At 47.8% G+C, this 20874-nt stretch carries 18 protein-coding genes and 2 tRNA genes; 12 read left to right on the top strand and 8 right to left on the bottom strand.

Annotated features, from left to right (window positions below; all coding sequences use genetic code 11):
• Positions 1-4 precede the first annotated feature (4 nt).
• Positions 5-1594, top strand: coding sequence for a DUF4157 domain-containing protein (locus IM638_07700; protein MCA6362907.1), 1590 nt, complete (start codon positions 5-7; stop codon positions 1592-1594).
• Between the two features lie 75 nt (positions 1595-1669).
• Here the strand turns inward: IM638_07700 and IM638_07695 are convergent, their stop codons facing one another.
• Entirely contained in the window at positions 1670-2152 is a 483-nt protein-coding gene (locus tag IM638_07695; GenBank protein ID MCA6362906.1) for an acyl-CoA thioesterase, read from the bottom strand.
• Positions 2153-2274: 122 nt separating this feature from the next.
• Positions 2275-2865, bottom strand: a complete 591-nt coding sequence (locus tag IM638_07690; protein ID MCA6362905.1) for a TetR/AcrR family transcriptional regulator — start codon at positions 2863-2865, stop codon at positions 2275-2277.
• Positions 2866-3032: 167 nt separating this feature from the next.
• Here IM638_07690 and IM638_07685 point away from each other — a divergent pair, with 167 nt between their 5' ends.
• The 3 genes from IM638_07685 (at position 3033) to IM638_07675 (ending at position 7342) form a co-directional block, all read left to right on the top strand.
• Entirely contained in the window at positions 3033-4703 is a 1671-nt protein-coding gene (locus tag IM638_07685) for a hypothetical protein (GenBank protein ID MCA6362904.1), read from the top strand.
• 96 nt (positions 4704-4799) lie between these two features.
• A complete protein-coding gene (locus tag IM638_07680; protein ID MCA6362903.1) occupies positions 4800-6596 on the top strand; it encodes a histidine kinase in 1797 nt (598 codons plus the stop codon).
• Entirely contained in the window at positions 6590-7342 is a 753-nt protein-coding gene (locus IM638_07675) for a response regulator transcription factor (protein ID MCA6362902.1), read from the top strand. The genes IM638_07680 and IM638_07675 overlap by 7 nt, the downstream gene beginning before the upstream one ends.
• 24 nt (positions 7343-7366) lie before the next feature.
• Here IM638_07675 and IM638_07670 read toward each other — a convergent pair whose 3' ends face one another.
• The 4 genes from IM638_07670 to IM638_07655 all read right to left on the bottom strand — a co-directional run bounded on the left by IM638_07670 (position 7367) and on the right by IM638_07655 (position 12235).
• On the bottom strand, positions 7367-9325 hold the full coding sequence (locus IM638_07670) for a gliding motility-associated C-terminal domain-containing protein (protein ID MCA6362901.1): 1959 nt from the start codon (positions 9323-9325) through the stop codon (positions 7367-7369).
• 451 nt (positions 9326-9776) lie between these two features.
• Positions 9777-9968: a cold shock domain-containing protein gene (locus IM638_07665; GenBank protein MCA6362900.1), complete on the bottom strand. Its 192-nt coding sequence runs from the start codon at positions 9966-9968 to the stop codon at positions 9777-9779.
• A 61-nt stretch (positions 9969-10029) separates the two neighbouring features.
• Positions 10030-11097: an acyl-CoA desaturase gene (locus IM638_07660; GenBank protein MCA6362899.1), complete on the bottom strand. Its 1068-nt coding sequence runs from the start codon at positions 11095-11097 to the stop codon at positions 10030-10032.
• 289 nt (positions 11098-11386) lie between these two features.
• A complete protein-coding gene (locus IM638_07655) occupies positions 11387-12235 on the bottom strand; it encodes a pyrroline-5-carboxylate reductase (GenBank protein MCA6362898.1) in 849 nt (282 codons plus the stop codon).
• 124 nt (positions 12236-12359) lie between these two features.
• On the opposite strand from IM638_07655, the gene mutS reads away from it, so the two are divergent.
• The gene (mutS, locus tag IM638_07650; protein MCA6362897.1) at positions 12360-14996 is read left to right on the top strand and encodes a DNA mismatch repair protein MutS; all 2637 of its coding nucleotides are present in this window, start codon (positions 12360-12362) and stop codon (positions 14994-14996) included.
• A 149-nt stretch (positions 14997-15145) separates the two neighbouring features.
• Here mutS and IM638_07645 read toward each other — a convergent pair whose 3' ends face one another.
• Positions 15146-15514, bottom strand: coding sequence for a TerB family tellurite resistance protein (locus tag IM638_07645; GenBank protein MCA6362896.1), 369 nt, complete (start codon positions 15512-15514; stop codon positions 15146-15148).
• A gap of 171 nt (positions 15515-15685) precedes the next feature.
• On the opposite strand from IM638_07645, the gene IM638_07640 reads away from it, so the two are divergent.
• From IM638_07640 to IM638_07630, 3 genes are all read left to right on the top strand, one after another.
• On the top strand, positions 15686-16480 hold the full coding sequence (locus IM638_07640) for a prohibitin family protein (protein MCA6362895.1): 795 nt from the start codon (positions 15686-15688) through the stop codon (positions 16478-16480).
• Between the two features lie 195 nt (positions 16481-16675).
• Positions 16676-16751: transfer RNA gene (locus IM638_07635), tRNA-Gly, on the top strand.
• Positions 16752-16804: 53 nt separating this feature from the next.
• Positions 16805-16888: transfer RNA gene (locus IM638_07630), tRNA-Leu, on the top strand.
• A 638-nt stretch (positions 16889-17526) separates the two neighbouring features.
• Here IM638_07630 and IM638_07625 read toward each other — a convergent pair.
• A complete protein-coding gene (locus IM638_07625) occupies positions 17527-17928 on the bottom strand; it encodes a helix-turn-helix transcriptional regulator (protein ID MCA6362894.1) in 402 nt (133 codons plus the stop codon).
• 189 nt (positions 17929-18117) lie between these two features.
• On the opposite strand from IM638_07625, the gene IM638_07620 reads away from it, so the two are divergent.
• From IM638_07620 to IM638_07605, 4 genes are read left to right on the top strand one after another with little or no spacing between them, the layout of a single operon-like run.
• Positions 18118-18885: a type 1 glutamine amidotransferase domain-containing protein gene (locus IM638_07620; GenBank protein MCA6362893.1), complete on the top strand. Its 768-nt coding sequence runs from the start codon at positions 18118-18120 to the stop codon at positions 18883-18885.
• Between the two features lies 1 nt (position 18886).
• Positions 18887-19264 (top strand): VOC family protein, encoded by a 378-nt coding sequence (locus IM638_07615; GenBank protein ID MCA6362892.1) that lies wholly within the window; start codon positions 18887-18889, stop codon positions 19262-19264.
• Entirely contained in the window at positions 19254-19910 is a 657-nt protein-coding gene (locus IM638_07610; protein ID MCA6362891.1) for a hypothetical protein, read from the top strand. Before IM638_07615 ends, IM638_07610 begins: the two co-directional genes overlap by 11 nt.
• A gap of 2 nt (positions 19911-19912) precedes the next feature.
• A complete protein-coding gene (locus tag IM638_07605; GenBank protein ID MCA6362890.1) occupies positions 19913-20848 on the top strand; it encodes a hydrogenase in 936 nt (311 codons plus the stop codon).
• The last annotated feature ends 26 nt before the right edge of the window (positions 20849-20874 follow it).

Here is a 20874-nt window from a genome sequence, read left to right as displayed (position 1 = left end):
ACCGATGTTTCAGCCGAAAAAAAGTTCAGAACAGGCTCCCAAACCTGCCGGTATGCATTATGCGAAAGGTTTTTTGTTAGCAGATAACAGGCCTTCGACAATTGCGCAACGCAAACAACTTGAATCTGCACAGTTATCAAAAGAGCAGCCGGTTCAGAATAAGCCCAACAATACAGGCCTGCCCGACCAGCTTAAAACCGGTATCGAAAACTTATCCGGGCATTCGATGGATGATGTGCAGGTACATTTTAACTCTTCGCAACCCGCACAGTTGAATGCGCATGCCTATGCACAGGGCAATCAGATCCATCTGGCGCCCGGACAGGAAAAACATTTGCCGCACGAGGCCTGGCATGTGGTGCAGCAAAAACAGGGGCGTGTGAAGCCTACCATGCAGATGAAAGGCAAGGTGAATGTGAACGACGATCATGGGCTGGAGAAAGAAGCAGATGTAATGGGACGGCAGGCATTGCAAGGGAAACAAAATTCAAGTCAGTTCAAACAACATGAAGCAGCTGATTCCCCCCTCCACATTGCACAAAGCGTTCAGCGGTTGAGCATCGGATCTGATCAGCATGTTGTGCAATGTTTGTTAACTTCAGCAACATTAACCAATAATATTAATGGTGTTGCCGGTAATTTGCACGATCCTCATATTGCTGCAATAATTAATGCACTTAATGTATTTCATGCTCAACGAAGGCCATGGTTTTACGGGAGACAGCAATATTCTGATGCCGTATTGGCAGCCTTAGATACTATGGAGCATCAGGTTTACGCTTATTTAGTAGCCAATAAAGCCCAACCCGGAGGCGCTGGTACCGAAAAACATGTTATTCATGCACTGCTTAATGAGATTCAAACAGCTCATACTGATGCCATTGAATATTTACATTATTATAATCTTAGACTTTACACTCCCGACAGGGCAGGAATGACAGCTGCGCAATCAACCCGGCTCGATCAAAACTGGAATTCATTGCGACGTAATACAGGTACAGTGAACGTGGATACGCGTGCCAGAAGCTATGGCCCTGGTACTCATGATCAAAATTTGCCCGAATTTGCCAGACATAACCGAGCCATGTTTGCCCGTATCATGAGTCGACCCATGGGACGTAGTCTTATCAATGAGCTTCTTGATAACAGTGATGGCCGAAATATTCCTATTGATATAAGACCATATCATCCTGATCTTGTGGGAATGGGAATAATGACTGGAGCCGAAGCAAATAATATTGATGCCAACGCACTTGCGTTGGGTAATGCAAAATTCAAACGCCGGGGAACTGGTTCGGGAAGCCTTATTGGCATGGAAAGTGGCCTGACCGATGGTGCAAACACAAATACTGATACAGCAGGCCATCAAATACCTTCACCTGCATTTATTGTTGTTGCACACGAATTAATTCATGCACTCCACAATAAACAGGGAAATAACCGAAGAAATATAGCACAACAGCGATATGCTGCTGGCGGTGTGCATCATGGTTGGACCAACAAGGAAGAGCATTCAACAATTGAAACCGGGTTTGGCGTTACTGAAAATAAATTACGGCTTGAACATGGTTTAGGTACGAGACACGGACACTAATTCTAATTTCCTCTACTCATTCTCAATCCGTGGCTGAATCTTTCGGCTGCTCACCGATGAATACTTAATTTAACTTTATTCATCCCTTTTCCCAAGCAACATTCCCACTCTTTCCTGCAATGTCATTTCAACCAGCCTGCCGCTATCTGCCAGCTGCTGTGCCCAGATCATAAATTCCTCAGGATGCAGTTCCTTTTTACCGGTTTTCAAATTGATGAAGGTTAGTCTTGAGCGTAGAATTGATTTGTAGTGCGACCGTTCTTCGTTGAGCATGGCAATTTCTACACACAAATGATCTTTGCCAAGATGAAGGAGTTGTGATTCAATAATTACACGCTCGTCGAATACGGCAGGACGCAGATACGCAATTTCATGTGTGCTGATTACCCATCCGAGTTGCTTGCGGTAAAAATCATGAATATTAAATCCGTAAGCCTCCACAAGGTGCTCCTGACGGGCATTAATCATATAATCAATAAAACGCGCATTGTTCAGATGACCGAACATGTCGCAGTCGTGAAAACGGATTTTTTCGAAAGAAGAAGGTCGTAGTTGCATGACGATGATTTTTGTTGATGGATATGTAGTTGATTAGTATGATTGGTTTTCTGTTCTTTTTGATTTGATTGAATGTATATTCTTTTGAAAAATACCGATCGGTATATTAAATGGTAAAAAAATTAATCTTTCAGTGCATTGATTTGTTTTTCGAGAAAATTCATGGCGATGTGCAATTCCTGATTCCGGCCGGTAAGTTTGGCCTGCATTACGGCACCTTCAATAATACAGGTAAGCATCGTTACAAATTCCTGTACATCGGTTTTCGGATTGATTTCGCCTGAATCAATGCCCTGCTGAACGATTTTTTCAATTGATTTTCGCCAGAATTGCAATGCCTGTCGGGCTTTTTCGCGCAGGGCGGGGTGGGTGTCGTCGGCTTCTACAGCTGTATTTAACAGCGGACATCCGGCGCGCAGAAATTTCAGACTCAGGAAATTCCGGTATTCCTCGGGATATACTTTCAGCCTGTCTGTGGCCGATTGGCGGCTGTATATTTTCTCGCGCAGGTACTCGGTTATACGTGAGAAATTGTATTCGAATGCAGCCAGCGCCACTTCGTCTTTGTTTTCAAAGTTGCCGTAAATACTGCCTTTGGTTAAACCGGTGGCATCTGCCAAATCAGTAAGCGAAGTTCCTGCGTATCCTTTTTCATTGAATACGGGAGCCGTTTTCTCAATAATATACTGACGTGTGCGTTCGGCTTTCGACATGCAGAAGTTTGTTTTCGGGTACAAGTATAATAAAAATACCGATCGGTATATAAATGAGGCCGGTTTTTTATCAGATCATTTCACCAAGTCGCCACCCGGTTTTACCCATTCTTCTTCCGAAGGCAATCCGGCTTGCCGCATCTTTGGCTCAACAACAAAATTGAGCCATGAAAAAGATATTCCTTTCAATTCTCGCAGGTTTGGTTGCCTTGCCGGCTTTGGCCGGAGGTTTCTACCAGCAGCTTTGCGCATTTAATCCCAACTGGAAAAAATATGCCCACCGCGCTCCGGCCGGCGATATGCGCCGCATTACTTCCGACCGCGAATACGTGCAGGCGCATCTCGGTGCGGTGCTCGATATTCTGCACGGAAATCAGACTTCGCACCTCAGCAAAACACAATTGCAAAACCGCATGCAAATGCTGCAATGGTTGGGCGAATACCGCGAAGCCGGACAGTTTCCGCTCAACTACTATCGCCTCGATCGTATTCCGGTGTTTATTGACGAACACAATACGCATTGCGCGGTTGGCTACCTGATGATGAAAAGCGGACATGATGCCCTTGCCCACAAAATTGCTGCGGCCGATAATTATATCTGGGTAAAAGACATTAAAGATCCGGCGGTAATTGAATGGCAATCGTGTTCGGGTTTTACACTTGAAGAACTCAAGCTGATTCAGGGTGTGTATGATTCGTATCTCGTTAATGCTTTTTTCCTGCCTAACAAACACGAAATTCCTCAAAAGCCGGAAGTAATTCTTGCCTACTTCGACGATGAAAAAACAGGAAAGCCCGCAAAAGGGAATCCCAATTATGTATGGCTGAAAGGCGAGGGCAGTGGCGGCATACTGAACGGAAAATGGATTCAGAATTTTGCAGCAGGTATTCCGTGGATTATCGGCTGGTTCGAAAATGGCAAGAAAACCGGACAATGGGCCGAATACTATCAGGGTACCAATAAACTTTGCCGCACCGAAATCTGGCGCAACGATAAACTCAACGGCCTGCGCATCCGTTACGACCGCGAAGGCAACATCATCGAAAAAATTCTTTTCCGCGATGGAAAAGTGGTCACCAAAACCAACTACACAAAGGAAGATACATTGACGTGGGTCCGTCGTCCGCTCAACGATTCGATGCTATATACCGAAGTGTATAATGCAGGCGGCGCACTCATTGCGCAGGGTAAGGAAAAAGTTTACAATCCGGGCAACCTGCAGTGGTTTCAGAACATTGAACTTACGGCGCTCAATACTGCCGCCATTCATGCAAGCTCGCCGGTGGAGTATGTTACATCTTCGGGCAGTGCCAGTCTGGGTCGTTCGCAAAGAAGTATATATAGTCCCGGCCGTGTTCAACTTTTTGGCAGCCCGCAGCTGGTTACTTATCTCAAGGAAGGTACGTGGACGTATTACAAGGAATACAATTACAATGCAGGTAATTTTCACGGTTCGCTGCATCGTTCACTGCGTGCCAATTACAGGCATGTGGCCGGTAAGCTGATTGAAGGAATGAGTATGTTTGGTGATCTTTCGCTTACACTTATGTACGATTCAATACAAGTAACTTATGCAGGCGATCAGGTGCTTGAACTGAAATCGAAAGCGCCCGGTGGCGATGTACATCTGAAAGTGAATTATTATGAGGCCGCTTCTGTATCGCCGAATATAAATTTCATTTATCTCGGCTATTATCAGCAACGTCAGCCACTTATTGTGAAAGAATGCGGACGGTATTCGCCACAGGGCGAGCGGATAGGCGAGTGGCGCTGTTTCAATCAGAACGGACAGTTGTATAAAACGGAGAATTATCTGATTGCGTGGAAAGAAGATTGATTGTTTAACTGAACAAACCGGGCGGCGGAAAGTCTTTTTTGACAAGACTTTCCACTGCCCGTTTACGCAGGCTATTGTTTATCTTTACCCGTACCGATGCAGTTGCTGAACTACTTTTTCTTTATGTGTGTAATGTGTGTGGCAATGATTTTGCCCGCGCAAAATACATTGCGGCAGGATACTTCACAGCGCAATTATGTGCTTCCTGTTAATCAGGCATCCACACAATTGCTTAATTCCATTGCCGAAAACAAGCCTGCGGCTGAGCTGGCCAACAACTATGCTCAGCTTGCCCAAAGCCTGAGTACTACCGGCGATTATGCGCGTGCCGAAGCGTACCTGAACAAAGCCATTGAACTGGAAAAAACGGTAAAAGGGCAGAAAAATTTACCAGCTTATTACCGCGAATTAGCTAAAGTGCAGGAAGCACAAAGGAAATTTGCGCAGGCATCTTCCAGTTATTCAAATGCATCCCTGCTTGCGGCTGATACACTGAACAAACAACTCAACCGCAATGATGCCCGGCGCATGCAGGTAAAATCATCGCCCGAAACTGAGCTTGTGTATCTGAATAACAATGCAAATTTGCTGAATAATTCGGGCAACCGGCGTGAGCAGATTGAAAACCTTACGCAAATTGCAAATACCAATGTATCGCTCAACAACAATACGCAGGCGCTCGAGAATTACCGCGAAGTGCTGAATGCCATTGACAGTATGCCGGCAGGAAATTCGGTGGCGATAAAAAGCAATATGGTGGATGTGCTGGTGGCTTCCAGCAACTTGCCCGAAGCACTTACACTGCAAAAGGAAATTGTGCGCGAAGCACCAACTGCCGCAGTACAGGCCGCCCAGCTGCGCAGCCTCTCTGAAATTTATCTGAAACTCGATAGTGCCGATGCAGCACAGCGTGTGCTGGAAGATGCATACTCGCTTGCGGTGAAGAATGCCAACGTAAAGGAAGCGCGGCAATGTGTACTTGCACTTACATCGTTTTACAGCACCCGCAGACAAGCCGAAAAGGCAAAAGCCCTGCAACAAAACTTTATTCAGCAGCTTGATACGCTGCTTGCGAGAGACAGCAGTCTTATCGACAAGCGACTGTTTCTGCTCAACGAAGCCCGCATAGCGGAGTTGCAGCAGCAGCAAACGCTTAAAGATGAATTGCTGCACCGCCGGAATCGCTCCAACTATATACTTATTGGCTCGGTGCTGCTGCTGCTTACCCTGCTGGGCATACTTGTAAAAGGCTGGCTCTCCATCCGCCGGCGCAACAAACTCATCGCCCTGCAATCGCTCCGGCGTGAAATGAATCCGCACTTCATCTTCAACAGCCTCAACAGCGTGAACCAGTTTATTGCCACCAGCAATGAACGAGAGGCCAACAAATACCTTACTTCATATTCCCACCTGATGCGCAGCATCATGGAAAATTCAAACAAAGACTACATTCCGCTTTCAACCGAAATTGACCTGTTGCGCAAATACCTCGAACTCGAAAAAATGCGCTTCCCCGATAAATTCAACTGGTCAATCGAAATCGACCCGGCAATTAATCCTGAGGCAGAACAAATACCCAACATGCTCCTGCAACCCAACCTCGAAAACGCCATCTGGCACGGCCTGCGATACAAACAAACACAGGGCATGCTCACACTCCGTTTCCGCAAAGAAGGCACGTTGCTGCTTGCGGTGATTGATGACAACGGCATCGGCCTCGAAGAAAGCAAGCGCATAAAAACAGCCAATCAGAAACGCTACGAGTCGCTTGGTCTCAAAAATGTGCAGGAGCGAATTGACTTACTCAATAATTTGTACAAATCAACCATCCGCTTTGAAGTGACCGAAAAAGCCGGCACCGAAAGCGGCACAATTGTAACTCTCCGATGGTAGCGCGCCGCATACAAGCCGTAATCGTGGAAGACGAGCTTTCAGCACGCGAAGCACTGAAGGCCTATTTGCAAAAATATTGCCCGCAGGTAGAAGTAATTGGTGAGGCGCACGATTCAAAACAAGCGGTGGCCGTGTTACACGAATTAAAGCCTCAACTTGTTTTTCTTGATGTGGAACTGCCTTTCGGTAATGCGTTTGATATTCTCGATAATTGCAAAGACCTGCATTTCGAAACTATTTTTGTAACTGCATTTTCCGAATATTCGCTGCGTGCACTCAACCAGAGTGCAGCCTACTATCTGCTCAAACCGGTGAGTATCGAAGACCTGATTGCAGCCGTGGATAAAGCTGCGCAGCACATTGATGCCCGCGAAAGCATTAACCGTAACCAGATTGCCGTTTCAAATTTTCGTGAGCAGCAGGTGCGTAAACGGCAAATTATTCTGCCCACACTTGAAGGCTTTGAGGTGATTAAAATGGAAGATATTATCAGGCTGCAGGGCAATGGTAATTTCACCGATATTCATCTTAAAGACGGCTCAAAGAAAATGGCCTGCCGCTTTCTGAAACATTATGATGAACTACTCGATTACCCGTTTTTGCGTGTCCATAAATCACACATCATCAATCTCGAATGTGTGAAATCATTTCACAAAAATATGGGAGGATATGTGATACTTGAGGATAATTCGCAGATTGATATTTCTGCAAATTATAAGGAAACGTTTTTGCAGTATTTCAAATAAACAGGAGTCTGTCCTTTTAAGCAATCAGCGAATTACATTTACATGCCCGACTGCCTGGCGGGTGCGGTTGCTGGCGTCGGCATACTGAAGTGTCCATACATACGTATCAATCTGTACTTTACTGCCCTTGTACGTTCCATCCCATCCTGTAGCAGGCGATGTGGTTTCGAAAAGCATTTCACCCCACCGGTTGTATATTCTGAAAAGGTAATTTTCGGTGCTGATATTTTCGCCAACGGGAATAAAGATTTCATTTTTCCCATCGCCGCCGGGAGTGAATGTATTGGGTATGTAAAGTGTGGTTTCGAGCACAAAGCAAATTTCCTCTGTGGTACTGTCGGTGCATCCGGCAGCATCAGAAACAACAAGTTGAATTGTGTAACAGTCAGGGTCGGGGTAGGTGAAGTTTGGATTTTGCTGTACCGAAGTACTGGAAGCCGGATCGCCAAATTGCCAGAACCAATTTGTGGCACCGGTTGAGAGATCATTAAACTGCACCTGACCATTAAAGCCGGATGAAGCTGTGAGCTGATAATTGAAATCGGCTACAGGCAGCATGTTTACCGTAACAACCGCATTTTGTGTAACGGTGTCGCTGCAACCATCAGCAGATATAACAATGAGTGAAACGTTTACCGCACCAGGCTGATTGAATGTGGGCGTTACGTTTGCCCCTGTAGCGGTATTGCCGTTGCCAAAGTCCCAGTTCCATTGTGCAATAACACCCGGTGCCTGAATGGTGGATGTACTGGTAAATGCTACCGTACTTCCTTCACATACACTGGTCTGTGCCACATTTAACGCGGCCACGGGTACTGGCCACACCGCAAATGAACTTTGAGCAGAGTCTGTACAGCCGTTGGCATCAGTAGCCACAAGTGTGTATGTAGTGGTTTGTTGGGGAGTAACCGTGAGTGTATTGCCTGCTACTGCGCCGGGCAGCCACAGGTAGTTTATCAGGCCTGTACCACCAGCCGCATTGCCGTTAAGCTGAGCCTGTGTGCCGCTGCATCCGCCTGCCGGGGCATTAATGGCGGCAATCAGCGGGGAGGGTTGTGTAATGATTACGGTAAGTGTATCGATACATCCGGCGGAATCAGTTACAATGCAATCGTAAGTGCCGGCAGAAACATTGGCAATAGAATTGGTTGTGTTGCCTGAGGCGGGCCATAAATAGGTAAAGGGTGCTGCTCCTCCCTGCACGTTTACCGTTGCCGATCCGGTTAAATCGCCGTTGCAGAGCGGCGAGGCTGTGAGCGAGGTAAGGGTAAAGCCATTGTTGTTAACGGGGACAATTTCAGTGGCCAAACCCACTATTGGCGTAACGGGCAGATTAAGATTGCAAAGCAAACTCGTGGCTCCGGTGGTGGCATTAATCGTATAAAGCGAACTAAAATCGCCGCCAATCAGAATTTCGGGATCATTGCAACTTGCACCGGGAACGGAACCCATACCCCAAAACTGGAAATTGGGAATGAAGCACGAAATCTGTGTACTGAACGGGGTCAGGTTAATCTGTATCAGGTTATTGTTGATATCGCTGAGGTAAAGGTTGCCGTTGTAAAATGCCAGATCACCGGCAGATTGCATGGGTACCATGCCCTGAAATGTCCATACACCGGTAGCGGTATTGTAAGAATATAAATCTGTTCCTGCGGCATATAAAACCCCATTACCGTCGCACACCAGCGAATTGAGCGAAACCGGCATTGCCGAAACAAACGACGATGCACCGGTAAAAGGATCAATCGAATACAAATTGGTTCCGTCGGTACCATAAAGTAATCCGCCACAGGTGGCAATATCAAATAAAATCAGGCCCGAATTACCAATAAACTGCGTGTTACAGGTATTGGGATCCACGGCATAAACATCGCCGTTGAACATTCCTACATATACAATCTGCGCCCTTGCCTGACCACGAAATGCAATTATCAGTAGCAGGAACAGTATTGAGCGGTATAGGTATTTTACTCGCTGCATGTTGACTGTGGAGAAGTTAGGCGATTAGTAATGGATACCGGATTAAAAGTATGCAATATATTTTTTTTTATTGCTCGATGATATGGTTTGTCCCGATTATTTCAGGTTGAATTTCGGTCTAAAGACGCCTTCATGCACTTTTTGAAACGCTGTTATTGAAAACGACAAAGCCGGTCAGCAACGACCGGCTTTGTAATTTTATCGCAGTTGCGGAAATGTGCAATTACGAATATTCGTGAATTTTTCTGCATGTCACGAAGTACGTGCAGACCATTTTAGAGCCTGTTGGGGAATTTTTAGTTTAATGATCTCATGCCTTTTTTGATTGCTTTTCCTGGCTTTTTTCTCAGTGACCTTCCGGATATCCGGTCAAAAAGCGCCTCAATCAATTTAAAAATTCATCAAAATCAAATCAAAATTTCCTGTCAGGCTCATAGAATGAAGCAGCGCGTTATGCAATGCGCACATTTACGGCATTAAGGCCTTTTTTGCCCTCTTCTGTATCAAACGTAACCTGATCGTCCTGACGAATTTCGTCTCTGGTTCCGCTGATGTGAACGAAAATTTCCTGTCCGTTGCTGTCATCAGTAATAAAACCAAAGCCTTTGGTTTGATTGAAAAATTTTACTTTACCTGTTTTCATTGTATTGAATGATTAGTATTGAAACAGATGCACGATAAGTGCACCCGGCCTGAAATTGTGTTTACTGCCGGCCAACAGTCTTTAAGTATTCCACGTGCGATTTAACGGCAGCGAGGAAAGTGGGATATTCCGAATAACGGATGTTGTATTCTTTGCACGTATCCTTTACCAGCAAATTAATGGCCGGGTAATGCACATGACTGATTTGAGGAAACAAATGATGCTCAACCTGAAAATTGAGTCCGCCGGCAAACCATGAAACGAATTTGCTTTTTGTACTGAAGTTTGCAGTAGTCTGCAGCTGATGCACAAACCAGTCGCTCATATCGCTGGCTTTTCCCTTTTGGGTTGAATGCACACTTGTACCTTCAGTTACATGTGCCATTTGAAACACAATACCCAGAATGAAACCGCACACCACAGACATTACTGCGTAGCCGGTTAACACAGGCAGCAGTCCGAGACGCAGCGAGGGCAGTGCAATGAAAATACCGAGATAAAGCAGCTTGCTGATCCAGAAAATGAAATGTTCACCACGGCTCATTTTTCTGAATTGGGTGTCTGCAATTCTCCCTCCGAAATATTTTTTAAAATCCTTAATGTAAATCCAGGCAAAGTAAACCATACCATAAAGCACCACCCAGTAAATATGCTGATAGCGGTGATAGCGGTGCAGGGGCTGGTCGTTGCCGGTGCGCAGAAAAGGACGTATGTCAATATCTTCATCAATCCCGTCAATATTGGTGAATGAATGATGATTGTAGTTGTGTTTGATTTTCCAGAGATAAATATTACCTCCAAGCAGATTGAGTGAATAAGCCATTAGTTCATTCACCCATTTTTTATTCGAATAGCTGTTGTGTCCGCCATCGTGCATAATATTAAATCCGATTCCGGCGAATGAAATGCCAAGCAAGGCACAGGTAAGCAGTGCCGCCCAATTGGGTAATACATCAATCATTAACACGGCATAACAACTTACTGCCAGCGTAATGAAAACGATGGTTTTGATATACAGCCTGAAATCTCCAACGGGTTTGAGGTTATTCTGGGCGAAGTAATTATTTACCTTACTCTTGAGTGCAGCCGTAAATAATTTATGATCGTTGGCAAAACGTACTTTCTGCATATTCCTGTTTTGTATAAAAACCAGTGCTCGGCACACGGTCCTGAATCTTGCCCTAAGTCAGGGAAAGATGCAAATTGGGTCGTGAGCTGCAGGACGTTTTTGCAGTACACGATTTCAGGAAAGAGTAGAAAAAACTGCATAAAAGGCGGGGGCCAGAGCAGCAGAAGAGAATACCAGATCCAGTGACTTGGGCGTAAGATACAACTATTTTCTGCCCGACGACTTTTTCTTTGCAAATGCGCCTGATTTGGAACTGCGTTCGTAATGCAGGTGTGTAATTGCTGAGCGGCTACAATTGTGAATCAGGTTGGCTGAGGGTTGGATCGGGTTTAGAGGTATTTTCGGAGAGCTGACGTGAGCGTTCTTCGGCACGGATAATTCCTTCCACAATGGTATTGTGCAGGCCTTTTTCTTCAAATACATTCAGTGCTGCTTCCGTAGTACCGCCGCGTGAAGCTACTGCTTTGATGAGTTCGTTAAACGGCCGGTTTGAATTATTTACCAGCTGGAAGGCCCCGTTCATGGTATGTTTTACCAGCAAACTGCTTTCGGTTTCGGAAAGGCCGAGGTGTTTGCCGGCATCAATCATGGCCTGCAGAATGTAGTAGAAATAGGCCGGACCGCTGCCACTGAGCGCCGTTACGGCATCCAGCAGCGATTCATCTTCGAAATACAAGGTGCGGCCGGTGCTGGCCAGCAGGTGTTCCACTTTCTGTATCTGTGCCCGTGTGGCCGAGAGGTGGGCGCTGAAGCCGGTTATGCCCATGCCCACTTCTACAGGTGCATTGGGCATGGCACGCACCAGCGTGGTGTGTCCCAGCATTTCCTCCAGTTGCGCCAGCCTGATGCCTGCCATAATGGAAAGTACCACTGTGCCCGGCTTCAGGCGGTTTCGGAATTGCGGCGCCACATCCGGAAAATCCTGCGGTTTCACGGCCAGAATCAACACATCACTTTCCAATATGGCGGGGTCATTTACCAGAACTACTTCGCCCAGGTGAAAATGACGGAGTTCATCGCGGCGTGCTTCGTTTTTCTCGGCCAGCAGGAGCTTGCCGGGTTTTACCAAGTTGTAGCGCGTAAATGCACGGGCATATACAAGCCCCATATTGCCGCAGCCGATTATGGAAATTCGCATAAAAGAGGTTTAGATAAAATGCGTGTGGAGCGTGTAATTTCACTGCGAAATTAACAGAAAACCTTAATTCTGTTCACAAGTTTGCCATACTTAACCACCCGTTTACCGCTATTTTTGCCCCACTATGGCAAAAGCGAAGGCCGGTCCGAACGGCGAACCCGCCGAAACACCGCTTATGAAGCAGTACAACAGCATCAAGGCGAAATACCCTGATGCCCTGCTGCTTTTCCGCGTGGGCGATTTTTACGAAACCTTTGGCGAGGATGCCAAACGCGCCGCCGCCGTGCTGGGCATTGTGCTCACCAAACGCGCCAATGGCGCCGCCTCGCACATTGAACTGGCCGGTTTTCCGCATCATTCGCTCGACAGCTACCTTCCCAAACTCGTGCGCGCCGGCATGCGCGTGGCCATCTGCGATCAGCTCGAAGATCCCAAGCTCACCAAAACCATTGTAAAACGCGGCGTTACCGAGCTGCTCACCCCCGGCGTTTCATTCAACGATAAAATTCTCGATCACCGCTCCAACAATTTTCTGGCAGCGGTGCATCTTGGCGAACGCCTCACCGGCGCAGCTTTTCTCGATGTGTCCACCGGCGAGTTTCTGGTGGCGCAGGGCGATATGGCTTACATCGAAAAACTCCTGCAGGGCCTGAAGCCAAGCGAAGTACTTTTCCAGAAAAACCGCCGTACCACCTTCACCGAACACTTCGGCGAAAAGATGTACATCTTCGGTCTCGAAGACTGGGTGTTTACCGAAACCTTTGCCCAGGAAAAACTGCTCAGCCATTTCGGCACACTTTCGCTCAAAGGCTTTGGTATCGAAAACATGCCGGCCGGTGTAATTGCCGCAGGCGCCGCGCTGCACTACCTCAGCGAAACACAGCACGAGCGCGTACAGCATATTGCAGGCATTGCACGCATTGAAGAAGACAGCCACGTGTGGCTCGACCGCTTCACGATGCGCAACCTTGAGCTGTTTGCCTCACCAAACGATAATGCCCGCACACTTATTGATGTAATCGACCGCACGGTTTCGCCCATGGGCGCGCGTTTGCTCAAACGCTGGCTGGCGCTGCCGCTTAAAGATGCAGCGGGCATAAACGATCGTCTTGAGCGCGTGCAGGCTTTGCTGGGCAATGCCACGCTGCGCGAACAGATGGCCGAACTCATCAAACAAACCGGCGATCTCGAACGCCTTGTGGCCAAAGCCGCTGCCGCACGCATCAACCCGCGCGAACTATTGCAGCTGCGCCGTGCGCTCGATGTGCTGCCCGAAATACAGCAGGGCTGCGAATCGGAACCGGCACTGCAGGCCATTGCCGGACAAATCAATCTTTGCACGGCCATCCGCAGCCGCATTGCCCACGAACTCAGCGCCGATCCTCCGGCATTGGTCAACAAAGGCAACGTAATTGCCACCGGCGTGGATGCCGAGCTCGATGAGCTTCGCCACCTGGCGTACTCGGGAAAAGATTACCTGCTGCAAATTCAGCAGCGCGAAAGTGAACGCACGGGCATCACCTCGCTCAAAGTGGCGTTTAACAACGTGTTCGGCTATTACCTCGAAGTAACCAACGCGCACAAAGACAAGGTGCCGGCCGAGTGGATACGCAAGCAAACACTGGTAAACGCCGAACGCTACATTACGCCCGAACTCAAAGAGTACGAAGAAAAAATTCTGGGTGCCGAAGAAAAAATGCTGGCCATTGAGGCAAGGTTGTTTGCCGGTCTGGTGAGTACGCTGGCCGAGTGGATTGTGCCCATTCAGCACAATGCCGTGCAGCTTGCCCGGCTCGATTGCTTTATTGGTTTTGCCACGCTGGCACAGCAACACGGCTACGTGCGTCCGCACATCAACGATTCGTACATCATTGATATCAAAAGCGGCCGCCATCCGGTTATCGAGCAGCAGCTTCCGCCCGGCGAGCCTTACATTGCCAATGATATTTACCTCGATCCCGAACACCAGCAGGTGTTAATGATTACAGGTCCCAACATGGCCGGTAAATCTGCCCTGCTGCGGCAAACGGCGCTCATTGTGCTGCTGGCGCAAATAGGTTGTTTTGTGCCGGCCACACACGCCGAAATCGGGCTGGTGGATAAAATCTTTACGCGCGTGGGCGCAAGCGACAACATCTCTTCCGGTGAATCAACCTTTATGGTGGAGATGAACGAAACGGCCAGCATCCTCAACAACCTTTCCATGCGCAGCCTTGTACTGCTCGATGAAATAGGCCGCGGCACAAGCACCTACGACGGTATTTCCATTGCCTGGTCCATTGCCGAGTTTCTGCATGAGCATCCCACCGCGCGCGCCAAAACACTTTTTGCCACACACTATCACGAACTTAATGAAATGGCCGAACGCTTTCCGCGTATCCGCAATTTCAATGTAAGTGTAAAGGAAGTAGGCAATAAAGTACTGTTCATGCGCAAACTCGTGCCCGGCGGCAGCGAACACAGCTTTGGTATTCACGTGGCCCGCATGGCCGGTATGCCGCGCAAAGTGGTAGAACGTGCCGGCGAAGTACTCGTGCAGCTGGAAAAATCGCACAGCGCCGGCGAACTCATGAACAGCCCTAAAAAGCAGAAAGCCGTTAAGCAGCAGGAAGAAAACTTTCAGCTCAGCTTCTTCCAGCTCGATGATCCTGTGCTCGAACAAATCAAGGAAGAAATTCTGCAAACCGACATCAATCAGCTCACCCCGGTAGAGGCGTTGATGAAGCTGAATGAAATTAAGAAATTGATTGGCGGGAAGTAAACCCGTCACCGGGTTTCACCGGCTTTATCGCGCAAACTCACAGACTTCACAAAAAAAGCGGGAAATTATGTCAGTTTTGCTGACATAGTTTCCCGCAGTTGATGAGCGTATTCACTTGTTTGTTTGTTGGCTCTTCCGTCAGCAGCCGATCATACTTCTTCCTCAAACTCCGGCGCCCAGGCGTTGAACAGCAGAGCGAGGTAGTGATTTTCGTTTTCTGAAATCACATTATCCGTTTTGGTAAGTTTCACGGCAAAATCGAGGAAATGATTACGCTCATCGTCGGTTGAATCATCGTAAAAATCATTCATACACCGCTCAAAATGGGCTTCATACTGATCGGGTGTAAGCATGCTGAGTTCTTCTATTTCGTAATCGAGGTTTACGCGGAAGGGGAAATTTTCCCGGAGGTATTCTACGATAATATCGCCCGCTTCCTTGTCAAATTTACCGTCAACCTGAGAGAGAATCATCAGCAGATGATAGCCCGCCAGCGGTTTATTGAGTTTGTGTGGCATTTTGTATAGATAGTTTAGTTCGTTTCAGTGGTGCTGATTTGCAGTTTAAATGTAGCGCATTTCTATGGAAATAAACAATTTGTTTAACAGGCTTTTAATCGTATTTCCTGCACAACGGCAGGGTTTGTGTGTTTCTTACAGTACAAATAAAACCCTTAAAAACAGTATAATATGAAACTTATCTCAGGAAAAATGATGATTGTGGTTACCATTTTGGTAGCCATTTTAACGGGCTGTACAGTAATCAGGCAGGGAGAGGTAGGGGTGAAGCGCCGTTTGGGAAAACTGGATCCGAAAACCATACAACCCGGAGCCAAGCTGTTTTTCCCGTTTACCACACGTATTATTAAAGTGCCCATCCGCACGCAGAATGTGGAGCTGAGGCTCGATCTGCCCTCGAAGGAAGGTGTAAACGTGTCAACCAGTGTATCCATTCTTTACCACATCAAGCCCGAAATGGCTTCGAAAATCATCGAAACCATCGGGCCTGATTATGAGAGTGTGATGATTTTAAGCGTGTTCCGCTCCAAAGCGGCCGATGCCACAGCGCGCTATGATGCCAAAGACATGTATTCGAGTGCCCGCGCCATCATTGAAAAGGAAATAGCCGACAGCATGAATGCCGTGCTCAATGCACGGGGCTTTGAAATTGAACAGGTGCTGCTCAAAAGCATTCAGCTCCCGCCCGGACTTGCACAGGCCATTGAGCAGAAGCTGAAAGCCGAGCAGGAAGCGCAGCAAATGCAGTTTGTGCTTCAGCGCGAACGTCTTGAAGCCGAACGCAAACGCATAGAAGCCGAGGGCGTGCGCGATGCCCAGCAAATAGTAGGACAAGGCCTCAACGATACCACCCTGCAATGGCTGCAAATTCAGGCCATGCGCGAACTGGCGCTGTCGCAAAACGCCAAAGTAATCCTCATGAACGGCCCCTCGCAGCAGGTCATGATTCAGGCCGACCCGAAATAAGGCAGCCTCATTGGTTCTGAAAGCATACACATCCCCGTCCAAATCAGCCCGCCGCGCCTTCAAAAGCAAATTCGGCGGGCTGATTTACAGTGATTTGTAAAAAAGACGTAAAAAATTTTGCAGAATTGAAACACAGCACTATTTTTGTGCTCCCAAATCAACACGAACGGTTTGGGACGTTCTTTAGAAACACCTGCGGAAATAGCTCAGTTGGTAGAGCGCAACCTTGCCAAGGTTGAGGTCGCGAGTTCGAACCTCGTTTTCCGCTCCAAAAGCCGGTATATCCGGCTTTTTTTTTGCAACCAACCTAAACCGTTGATGCAAGCCCGGGTGGTGGAATCGGTAGACACGAGGGACTTAAAATCCCTTGGCCTTGCGGCCGTGCGGGTTCAAGTCCCGCCTCGGGTACGGATACAGAGCGAGGAACAGAGCGAGAGCGATGTTCCTCGCTCTGTTTTTTTTGCTCTCGTTCTCATTCTCGCTCTTTACCAGCTTCCCTACACAATTGTATTTTCTTTTCCCCGCTCTCGTTCTCATTCTCGCTCTTTACCAGCTTCCCTACACAATTGTATTTCTTTCCCCCGCTCTCGTTCTCTTACTCGCTCTTTACCAGCTTCCCTACACAGTCGTACTTTCTTTCCCCCGCTCTCGTTCTCATTCTCGCTCTTTACCAGCTTCCCTGCACAGTCGTACTTTCTTTCCCCCGCTCTCGTTCTCTTACTCGCTCTTTACCAGCTTCCCTACACAGTCGTACTTTCTTTCCCCCGCTCTCGTTCTCATTCTCGCTCTTCGCCAGCTTCCCTACACAGTCGTATTTGCTTTCCCCCGCTCTCGTTCTCTTACTCGCTCTTTACCAGCTTCCCTACACAATCGTATTTTCTTTCCCCCGCTCTCGTTCTCTTACTCGCTCTTTACCAACTTCCCTACACAATCGTATTTCTTTCCCTCGCTCTCGTTCTCTTACTCGCTCTTTACCAGCTTCCCTACACAGTCGTATTTTCTTTTCCCCGCTCTGTGTTTCTCCACAAAAACCTGAATCTGAGACCTCAGCTTTTCGCGTTGCCTCTTTTTATTTTACCTGTAGTTTTCCCACTACCCGCCTTTTTCTCCTTCACCCCGAATTCCTTCATCAATTCCAACCCATAATTACGGATATAATCAACCACCACAATAGCGCGTTTGCCGCGTGCGGTTAAGCTGTATTCCACCTTTGGCGGCACCACTGCATACACCTTTCGGGTAATGAAGCCTTCTTCTTCAAGTTCGCGGAGCTGGCTGGTGAGCATTTTATGGGTGATGTGCGGAATATCGTTTTTGAGTTCGCTGTAGCGTTTTTTGCCATCGCGCAGCCGCCAGAGTACAGGCATTTTCCAGGTACCGCCAATGCGATCCATGGCAAATTCAACTGGATTGTAGTAGAGTTTGTTGTTGAAGAGAAATTCAGGCATGTGCTGTATGTGTTGATTTTACTGATACTTTCCTAAAAGTGAGTATCGCTTTAAAGAGTAAGTATATTGACTAAGGTAATACATGTTGCCAGATTTGCAGTGTGAAAACAACAAACGCTGTGCTGATGCGGAAGAAAATTTCAGTTAACGGACATGGCGTTCATTCATTCATCGATCACACTACATAATATGTCAACTGTAAAAGAACAAGTGAAGTATGTGCACTTTCATGGTGCGCCTGCAAAGGGAAAAATTCTGCTGGTGCTGAGTTCGCCGGCTGTATCAGGTCAAACGGGCTGGCCCATAGGTTTCTGGGCGGCTGAGCTTACGCATCCGCTGCGTGTGTTTGAGGAAGCCGGTTTTGAAACGGAATTTGTTTCTACCGAAGGCGGTATGGTAATGATGGACGGTTACTCGGATCCGAATGATGCGAGCGGCTATTCGGCGCACGATGTGATTTCGCTGGGTTACTTGCAGAAAGCCGATTTTAAGCAACGGCTGGAAAATACTCGCAAGCTGAGCGAGGTAAGTCACCATGACTATGCTGCGGTGTTTCTGGTGGGCGGACAAGGGCCCATGTACACATTCCGTGGTAACGAAGCGCTGCAGCAACTTTTTGCCTCGTTTTACGAAGCGGGTAAACCAGCTGCTGCCGTGTGTCATTCCACCGCACTGCTGCTCGATGCAAAAAAATCAAACGGCGAACTGCTGGTGAACGGTAAAACGTGGACAGGCTTTGCCAATGCCGAAGAAGACTTTGCCGATCAGGCTGTGGGGCAGAAGATACAGCCTTACCGCATTGAGGACGAGGCCCGCAAGCTGCATGGCACCACGTTTAAAGTGGCCGCGCCGTTTTCCTCGTATGTAATTCAGGACGGAAACCTGATTACCGGACAGCAGCAAAATTCGGGTGCTGCTGCGGCTGAGCTGGTGGTTGAACTTTTAAACGTTCAATAATATGGCACACGCACTAAACTGGTTCGAACTGCCTGCACTTGATCTTGAGCGCGCATTTGCATTCTACACCGCCGTGCTCGACGGCAATGTGCGTAAAGGCACATTTGGTAACGGCGACTTAATTCTTTTCAATGTGCCTTTTGGTACGGGCGAAGCAGTTGGCGGCTCCATTGTGGTGCGGCCCGACCTCAAGCCCTCGGCCGACGGCGCGCTGATTTACCTCAACGCATTCGGGCCGCTGCATGCGGCGGTGAAGCGTGCAGAAAATGCCGGCGGCAAAATACTGGCTGCCGAAATTGATCTCGGTAAGTTTGGCTTTGCGGCTATTCTTATCGACAGCGAGGGTAATAAGGTAGGACTGCTTTCCAATGAAAAGTAAACGGCTTATGTGGTGCGTGGCTGCATTTCTTTCGGGAAGTGCAGCCCTGGCACAAATTCCGGTTGAGTTTTTTGCCGGGCAGCAGCGGGCTACAGCCGATGTGATGTTTTTCCGGTTCTTCAAAAAGAACGACACCACATCGTCGCGCTGGTTGTTTTTCAACCGCAGCCGTGCGGCAGTTGATTACCGTATTACGTCAGCCAGCTTTTTGCCGCAGTTCGGGCTCACCAATGCCGTATCGTGGAATCATGCACGTGCACGGGGCTTTGCGCCGGTGCTGGTGGGGCAGGTGCTTTACACAGGTGTGTATGCAAAAGCAGGCATGCAGTATGCATGGATGAAAAACCACGTTACTGTTTTTTCGTGGTTAGTAAGCGAACTCAAACGGCAGCCTTCGCTCGATTATTTTTTGCTGCTGCGCCTCACTCCCAGACTCAGCGATAAAATAAAACTGTTTACGCAGTTTGAAAGTATCAATACGCTGCAGCTTGCAGCTGATGTGCCGCAAAGTTTTGTACAGCGTTTCAGGGTTGGTCTTGACGCATGGCAGTTTCAGTTTGGGGCCGGTGCAGATGTAAGCTTTTTTGGTCGCAGTGTATATGTACAAAACACCAATGCCGGTGTTTTCATTCGTCATTTATTTTAAGCATGATACTCAAACGCAATTTCAACCCGCTTAAAGTGGTGCAGTATGTGAAAACCGAATTGATGTTTTCGCTTTTCATTTCTGCGTTGGCCTATTGGCTTTACCGGCAAAAACTGCTGGAAGTAAGTTTGCCGTTTTCCATTGCAGCCATACTGGGCAGTGCGCTGGCTATTTTTATCGCCTTTCGCAACAACAGTGCCTACAGCCGCTGGTGGGAAGCACGCACGCTTTGGGGCGGTATCATCAACTCAAGCCGCGTACTCGGCAGACTCATCATTACATTTACCGATAGTCATGCCCACCAGCCCAACTACGAAAGCAGTCGCAGCGAAGTGTTTAAGCGTGAAATGATTTACGTAACCATTGCGTGGGCACATGCACTGCGTCTGCATCTGCGCCGCGAAAACAGCTGGCAGGAACTGCGCCATTTGCTGACTGGGGAAGAATTTGACGCTTTGCAAAAGGTGCAAAACAAACCCAACTACCTTCACCTGCTTGCCGGGAAGAAAATTTATGCAGCCATGAGTAACGGTACACTCGGAGGATTCGACAGTTTCCAGATGGAGGGACAATTGCTGGCGCTGGCTAATTATCAGGGTGGTTGCGAACGGATAAAGAATACACCATTGCTCAGGCAATACGATTTTTTTACACGCGTGTTTCTTTACACGTTTATACTATTACTCCCCTTTTCACTCACCGGCGATTTCTTTCGCATGCAAATCGGCTACCTTGTGGTGCCGGTATCCTTCATTCTCTCGTTTGTATTTGCCATTATCGGTAAAGTAGGTGAGGTGAATGAAGATCCGTTTGAGAACAAAATTACCGATGTACCGCTCACGGCATTGTGCAACACTGTGGAGCGCGATTTGCGTGAAATGCTCGGCGAAACTGATTTACCGGCGAAAAAGGAACCGGAACGCGGATTTTTATTTTAATGATTTACGCAGCTCAAACAGCATTA

The sequence above is a fragment of the Bacteroidota bacterium genome, from assembly GCA_020402865.1.
Lineage (GTDB): Bacteria > Bacteroidota > Bacteroidia > Palsa-965 > Palsa-965.
This window is presented reverse-complemented; position numbering and strand designations above follow the sequence as displayed.

What these genes read in the sequence shown, in the direction of transcription:
- IM638_07700 (MCA6362907.1), top strand. Translation starts at nt 5, where the DNA reads ATGTTTCAGCCGAAAAAAAGTTCAGAACAGGCTCCCAAACCTGCCGGT.
- IM638_07695 (MCA6362906.1), bottom strand. Translation starts at nt 2,152, where the DNA reads ATGCAACTACGACCTTCTTCTTTCGAAAAAATCCGTTTTCACGACTGC.
- IM638_07690 (MCA6362905.1), bottom strand. Translation starts at nt 2,865, where the DNA reads ATGTCGAAAGCCGAACGCACACGTCAGTATATTATTGAGAAAACGGCT.
- IM638_07685 (MCA6362904.1), top strand. Translation starts at nt 3,033, where the DNA reads ATGAAAAAGATATTCCTTTCAATTCTCGCAGGTTTGGTTGCCTTGCCG.
- IM638_07680 (MCA6362903.1), top strand. Translation starts at nt 4,800, where the DNA reads ATGCAGTTGCTGAACTACTTTTTCTTTATGTGTGTAATGTGTGTGGCA.
- IM638_07675 (MCA6362902.1), top strand. Translation starts at nt 6,590, where the DNA reads ATGGTAGCGCGCCGCATACAAGCCGTAATCGTGGAAGACGAGCTTTCA.
- IM638_07670 (MCA6362901.1), bottom strand. Translation starts at nt 9,325, where the DNA reads ATGCAGCGAGTAAAATACCTATACCGCTCAATACTGTTCCTGCTACTG.
- IM638_07665 (MCA6362900.1), bottom strand. Translation starts at nt 9,968, where the DNA reads ATGAAAACAGGTAAAGTAAAATTTTTCAATCAAACCAAAGGCTTTGGT.
- IM638_07660 (MCA6362899.1), bottom strand. Translation starts at nt 11,097, where the DNA reads ATGCAGAAAGTACGTTTTGCCAACGATCATAAATTATTTACGGCTGCA.
- IM638_07655 (MCA6362898.1), bottom strand. Translation starts at nt 12,235, where the DNA reads ATGCGAATTTCCATAATCGGCTGCGGCAATATGGGGCTTGTATATGCC.
- mutS (MCA6362897.1), top strand. Translation starts at nt 12,360, where the DNA reads ATGGCAAAAGCGAAGGCCGGTCCGAACGGCGAACCCGCCGAAACACCG.
- IM638_07645 (MCA6362896.1), bottom strand. Translation starts at nt 15,514, where the DNA reads ATGCCACACAAACTCAATAAACCGCTGGCGGGCTATCATCTGCTGATG.
- IM638_07640 (MCA6362895.1), top strand. Translation starts at nt 15,686, where the DNA reads ATGAAACTTATCTCAGGAAAAATGATGATTGTGGTTACCATTTTGGTA.
- IM638_07625 (MCA6362894.1), bottom strand. Translation starts at nt 17,928, where the DNA reads ATGCCTGAATTTCTCTTCAACAACAAACTCTACTACAATCCAGTTGAA.
- IM638_07620 (MCA6362893.1), top strand. Translation starts at nt 18,118, where the DNA reads ATGTCAACTGTAAAAGAACAAGTGAAGTATGTGCACTTTCATGGTGCG.
- IM638_07615 (MCA6362892.1), top strand. Translation starts at nt 18,887, where the DNA reads ATGGCACACGCACTAAACTGGTTCGAACTGCCTGCACTTGATCTTGAG.
- IM638_07610 (MCA6362891.1), top strand. Translation starts at nt 19,254, where the DNA reads ATGAAAAGTAAACGGCTTATGTGGTGCGTGGCTGCATTTCTTTCGGGA.
- IM638_07605 (MCA6362890.1), top strand. Translation starts at nt 19,913, where the DNA reads ATGATACTCAAACGCAATTTCAACCCGCTTAAAGTGGTGCAGTATGTG.